This window comes from Oleiagrimonas sp., assembly GCF_027858935.1.
Lineage (GTDB): Bacteria > Pseudomonadota > Gammaproteobacteria > Xanthomonadales > Rhodanobacteraceae > Oleiagrimonas.
Window position 1 is genome coordinate 1 of sequence record NZ_JAQIBU010000348.1, and the last position, 4,087, is coordinate 4,087.

Genomic DNA, 4,087 nt, shown 5'->3' on the forward strand with positions numbered 1-4,087 from the left:
CTGCAGGTGAAATGAAATTCCATCGAAAAGTTCGTCCTTGAAACGTCCGGTGCAGCTCAGTGGGGGCCCAGCGAGACCGGCAAGTGCACTTCGGCAGCCAGGGGCAGGTGGTCGGAAAAGGCGTCCGGCAGGGTCCACTGCCGTTCCAGGCGCAGGTCCGGCGACAACAGGATATGGTCGATGGCTCGACGTGGTCGCCAGCTGGGGAAGGTTGGCCTGGGGTCGACAGGGGGTTGCAGCGCAGTGCGCGCGAACAGGCGGCGCATTTCAGGGCTGTACGGGTCGGTGTTGAGGTCGCCCATGAGGATGACGTGGCGATGTTCGCCGATCAGCTCTGCGATAAAGGCCAGTTGGCGTTCACGTGCCTGTGGGCCCAGCGACAGATGTGCAATCACTACGGCCAGCGCGTCCTCACCTTCGCCGAATCTTGCCAACAAGGCGCCCCGGCCGTGGCCGGGCAATGGGTAATCCAGCACCTGGGTCGGCTCGAGGCGGCTGATCAGGCCGTTGGCCGAATGTGCCAGGCGTGCCATCTGCCGGTTTGGCTGGTGACTCCAGTACGGCATTCCCGCAGCTTCGGCCAGATAACGGGTCTGGTTGCGGAAGCCCGAGCGCAAGCTTCCGGCATCGGTCTCCTGTAGGCCCACGACGTCGAATTCGGGAAGGATGCGGGCCAGGCTGTCGAGGTTGTCCTGCTTGGTGCGCGCCGGAAGCACGCTGGCCCAGCTGCGGGTCACGTACTGGCGGTAACGCTGTACGCTGGCGCCCGCCAGTATGTTGCAACTGAGCACGCGCAGGAGCCGGGGAGTCGTGTCATTCATTGATGCGAAGGGGTATCGGGACAGATGATGTTACCAGTGGCCCGCGCCGGCATCACAGCGCGTGGAGACTCGTGGGAGCTGGAAGCATCTTGACACCGGGGCGGACCGGGCGGCTTCAAGGTAGCCGCGTCAGTGGGCCTTGGACAAGCCTGATGCGGCATGGATACAACCGTGCGCCGGCCGTACCGATGGCCGGCTTCAGGGGAGGCGATTGCGCAAGGATTACGATTTGCTGGCCGCCTTGCGCTCGAGTTCGCGCTTCACCAGCCAGTGGGTCAGGTCGAGCAGTTGCTGATAGTTCTTGATCTGGTTGCTGCGATATCGGCCATCGACCACGATGGTGGGCGTACCGTCCACGCCCCAATCGCTGATCAGCGCATTGCCATTGGCCAGCAACTGGTCGGTTTCCGGCGAGTTGACGGCTTTCAGGAAGGCCTTGCGATTGACGCCCTGGCGGGCATAGAAGCTTGCCAGCTCGTCCATGGTGTTGATCGGATAGCCCTGATCAAATTTTTCCTTGAATAGTTCAAGGTGCGTGCTCTTCATGACGCCCAGCTGGAGCGCCGCATAGTAGGCGCGCGCGAACGGCTCCCATGCTGGGCTGAACGAGGCCGGCAGCAGTTTGAACTGCACGCCCTTGGGCAATGAAGTGCGCAGCTTTTCAGCGTATGGAGCGAAATGCGCGCAGTGCACGCAGCCATAGGAGAACACTTCCACCACCTCGACCTTGCCCGAAGGGGACAGGCGTTCGGGATGCTGGATGGTCACGTACTCCACGCCATCGGTGAAGGGTGGAGCTTTTGCGGCGGACGTATCCCTGGCCGAACAGGCCGAGGCCAGCACGATGCCGAGCATCAGCAGAGCGGTTCGTTTGATCATTGGCATTCTCCGGGCGTGAAGAAACAGCTTACTTGCCGGCAGCTTCCTTTGCCGCCAGCCACTTGGCCAGTTCGATCGCCTGCTGCGTACCGCCGGCGCTGCTGAAGTCGAATCGGTACTTGCCGTCGACCACGAATGTCGGCGTGCCCGGTACACCATAGGCCTTGACCAACTCGTCGGCACGTTTCATCTTCAAATTGACGCTGAAGGACTTCGCCACCGCCTCGAATTTTGCTGCGTTGACGTCATACTTCTTGGCATAGAAGGCGGCGAACGCATCGATACCGGGCCAGTCGGACTTGGGCTTGGGCCGTCCGGTCGAAAGGTTGTAGGTCGCCAGCTCGCCGGTTTTCCAGGTGGCATCGAAGACCGCATTGTAGCTCTTGTCGGCCACGCCCAGTGCCTTGGCGGCGTAAAAAGCGCGCTGGTAGACCACCCAGTTCTCGTCCGGGCGGAAGGCCGCGGGCAGGTAGTCCATGGTGGCGTAGTCTGGCAGCGCCTGGCGCATGGCGTCGACGATTGGATGGGCATGGTTGCAGGCCGGGCAGCCCCAGGAGAACACCTCGACCACTTCGACCTTGCTGGTGTTGCCGACCTTGGGCTGGGCGGGGCTGATCACGAAATAGTTCTTGCCGGCCACCCACTTGCCGGTGTCCTTGAAGTCGACCTTGGCCGTGGTCTTGGGCTTGGATGCCGGTTGCGGACTGCTGGCAGCGGATGCCGGGGCGCTGCTGGCCGCTGCTGTACTTGCCGTCGCAGCAGGGCTTGCCGGGCTACTGGCCGCAGGTGCGGTCGCCGGCGAGGTGCTGGCAGCGACGGGAGCAGACGCTGTGGAGTGCGGGCTGGATGCCGCGTTGTCGGAGTGCGAGCCGCAGGCGGCGAGGGCCAGGGCACAGATCAGGATCGGCAGGCGTTTGAGCATCGGGATTCTCCGTAATGAACGGTTTCCGGGCCGATGCTCGGGTCACGCTTCGGCGCCGGGAGGCCCGTCCCGCGTAGGGCGGGCACGAGCGGTTTCGCGACAGCGTACCTCAGTGCGCGGCGTTGGCGTCAGAGGTCGCGCTGTTGCTGTGCAGGCCTTCCAGATAGCTGGAGAGCGCGACGATATCCTTGTCGGTCAGGCGCATGGCGATGGTCGGCATGATCTGGGAATGATCATCCTTGCCCCAAGTCGTGCCGTTGTGCCAGGCCATGAGCGTCTTTTGCAGGTAGTCGGAGTGCTGCGCTGCGATCTGCGGGTACATCGCGCCGGGGTTGCCGCGTCCGTCGGGTCCGTGGCAGGCCATGCAGGCCGGAATCTTGCGGCTGGCGTCGCCTTCCTGGTACAGCTTTTTGCCAGTGGCCACCAGTTTCGTGTCCGCCACTCCGGGGCGTGATCGCTGGCTCATGAAGTAGGCGCCAATGTCGGCCATATCCTGGTTGGACAGCTGCGAGGCAAACCCCATCATGATGGGGTTCTGACGCTTGCCGCTCTTGAAGTTGTGCAACTGTCGGACGATGTATTCCTCGTTCTGTCCGGCGAGTTTCGGGTATAGCGCGTTGCTGGAATTGCCGTCCATGCCATGGCAGGCGCCACAGACTGCGGCCTTGGCCTTGCCGGCCGTGGCATTGCCCGGAAGGGGTCCGGTAGGCTTGGGGGCTGCCGGAACGGTCGCGACCGATGTCGTGGTGGCCGTTGCCGGAGTGGCTTGTAGGGAGGCACCCTGCGCCATTGCCGCGCCGGCGAACAGGGTGGCGGCAAGCGCCGCTACACGCCGAAAACTCATAAACTGTCTCCCGAAGACCAGTGCTGCATAGTGATCAATAAACTTTGGAATTATCACCGCGCGCACGGGACCGGTCAAACGACAAAATGTCACGCGCATGTCCAGGCATGCCAAGCTCCGAAACAGACACAGGCTTCCCTTGATGATCTCCAATCCCCTGCAACGTGCATGCTTCACCCTGGCGGCGCACGAGACCGTGCAACTGCCGCCCGACCGGGGCGCAGAGGTCGCGTTTGCCGGCCGCTCGAACGCCGGCAAATCCAGCGCACTGAATGCCATGACCGGCCAACGTTCACTGGCACGCACATCCAAGACCCCTGGTCGCACGCAGCAGATGGTGGTGTTCACCCTGGATGACGATCATCGCCTGGTGGACCTGCCCGGCTACGGTTACGCCAAGGTGCCCGAAGCCATGCGCGCGCACTGGCGCAAGGAAATCGATGCCTATCTCAATTTCCGCAGGAGCCTGCGGGGCGTGGTGCTGATTGCCGACATCCGCCATGAGCTCAAGGCCTTCGACCAGCAGATGCTCAGTTTCTGCGCCGCGCGCGGCCTGCCGTGCCACCTGCTGCTGACCAAGGCGGACAAGCTTTCACGCGGCCAGGCTGCTGCGGCCCTGGA

At 63.1% G+C, this 4,087-nt stretch carries 5 protein-coding genes; 1 reads left to right on the forward strand and 4 read right to left on the reverse strand.

The features are described 5' to 3' along the window. Positions 1-56: 56 nt before the first annotated feature. From PF446_RS13165 to PF446_RS13180, 4 genes are all read right to left on the reverse strand, one after another. Positions 57-821: an endonuclease/exonuclease/phosphatase family protein gene (locus PF446_RS13165; protein ID WP_298072346.1), complete on the reverse strand. Its 765-nt coding sequence runs from the start codon at positions 819-821 to the stop codon at positions 57-59. Between the two features lie 222 nt (positions 822-1,043). Beyond that, positions 1,044-1,700, reverse strand: coding sequence for a DsbA family protein (locus PF446_RS13170; protein WP_298072348.1), 657 nt, complete (start codon positions 1,698-1,700; stop codon positions 1,044-1,046). Positions 1,701-1,728: 28 nt separating this feature from the next. Continuing rightward, positions 1,729-2,622 carry a thiol:disulfide interchange protein DsbA/DsbL gene (locus PF446_RS13175; protein WP_298072350.1) on the reverse strand — a complete coding sequence of 298 codons (894 nt, stop codon included), beginning with the start codon at positions 2,620-2,622 and terminating at the stop codon, positions 1,729-1,731. A gap of 109 nt (positions 2,623-2,731) precedes the next feature. Further along, a complete protein-coding gene (locus tag PF446_RS13180; protein WP_298072352.1) occupies positions 2,732-3,466 on the reverse strand; it encodes a c-type cytochrome in 735 nt (244 codons plus the stop codon). 142 nt (positions 3,467-3,608) lie between these two features. Between PF446_RS13180 and yihA the strand changes: the two genes are divergently transcribed. Next, positions 3,609-4,087, forward strand: a 479-nt coding sequence (gene yihA, locus PF446_RS13185; RefSeq protein WP_298072354.1) for a ribosome biogenesis GTP-binding protein YihA/YsxC, incomplete at its 3' end; no start/stop codon positions are given.

Coding starts and splice junctions, on each gene's coding strand:
- PF446_RS13165 (WP_298072346.1), bottom strand. CDS start 821: ATGAATGACACGACTCCCCGGCTCCTGCGCGTGCTCAGTTGCAACATA.
- PF446_RS13170 (WP_298072348.1), bottom strand. CDS start 1,700: ATGATCAAACGAACCGCTCTGCTGATGCTCGGCATCGTGCTGGCCTCG.
- PF446_RS13175 (WP_298072350.1), bottom strand. CDS start 2,622: ATGCTCAAACGCCTGCCGATCCTGATCTGTGCCCTGGCCCTCGCCGCC.
- PF446_RS13180 (WP_298072352.1), bottom strand. CDS start 3,466: ATGAGTTTTCGGCGTGTAGCGGCGCTTGCCGCCACCCTGTTCGCCGGC.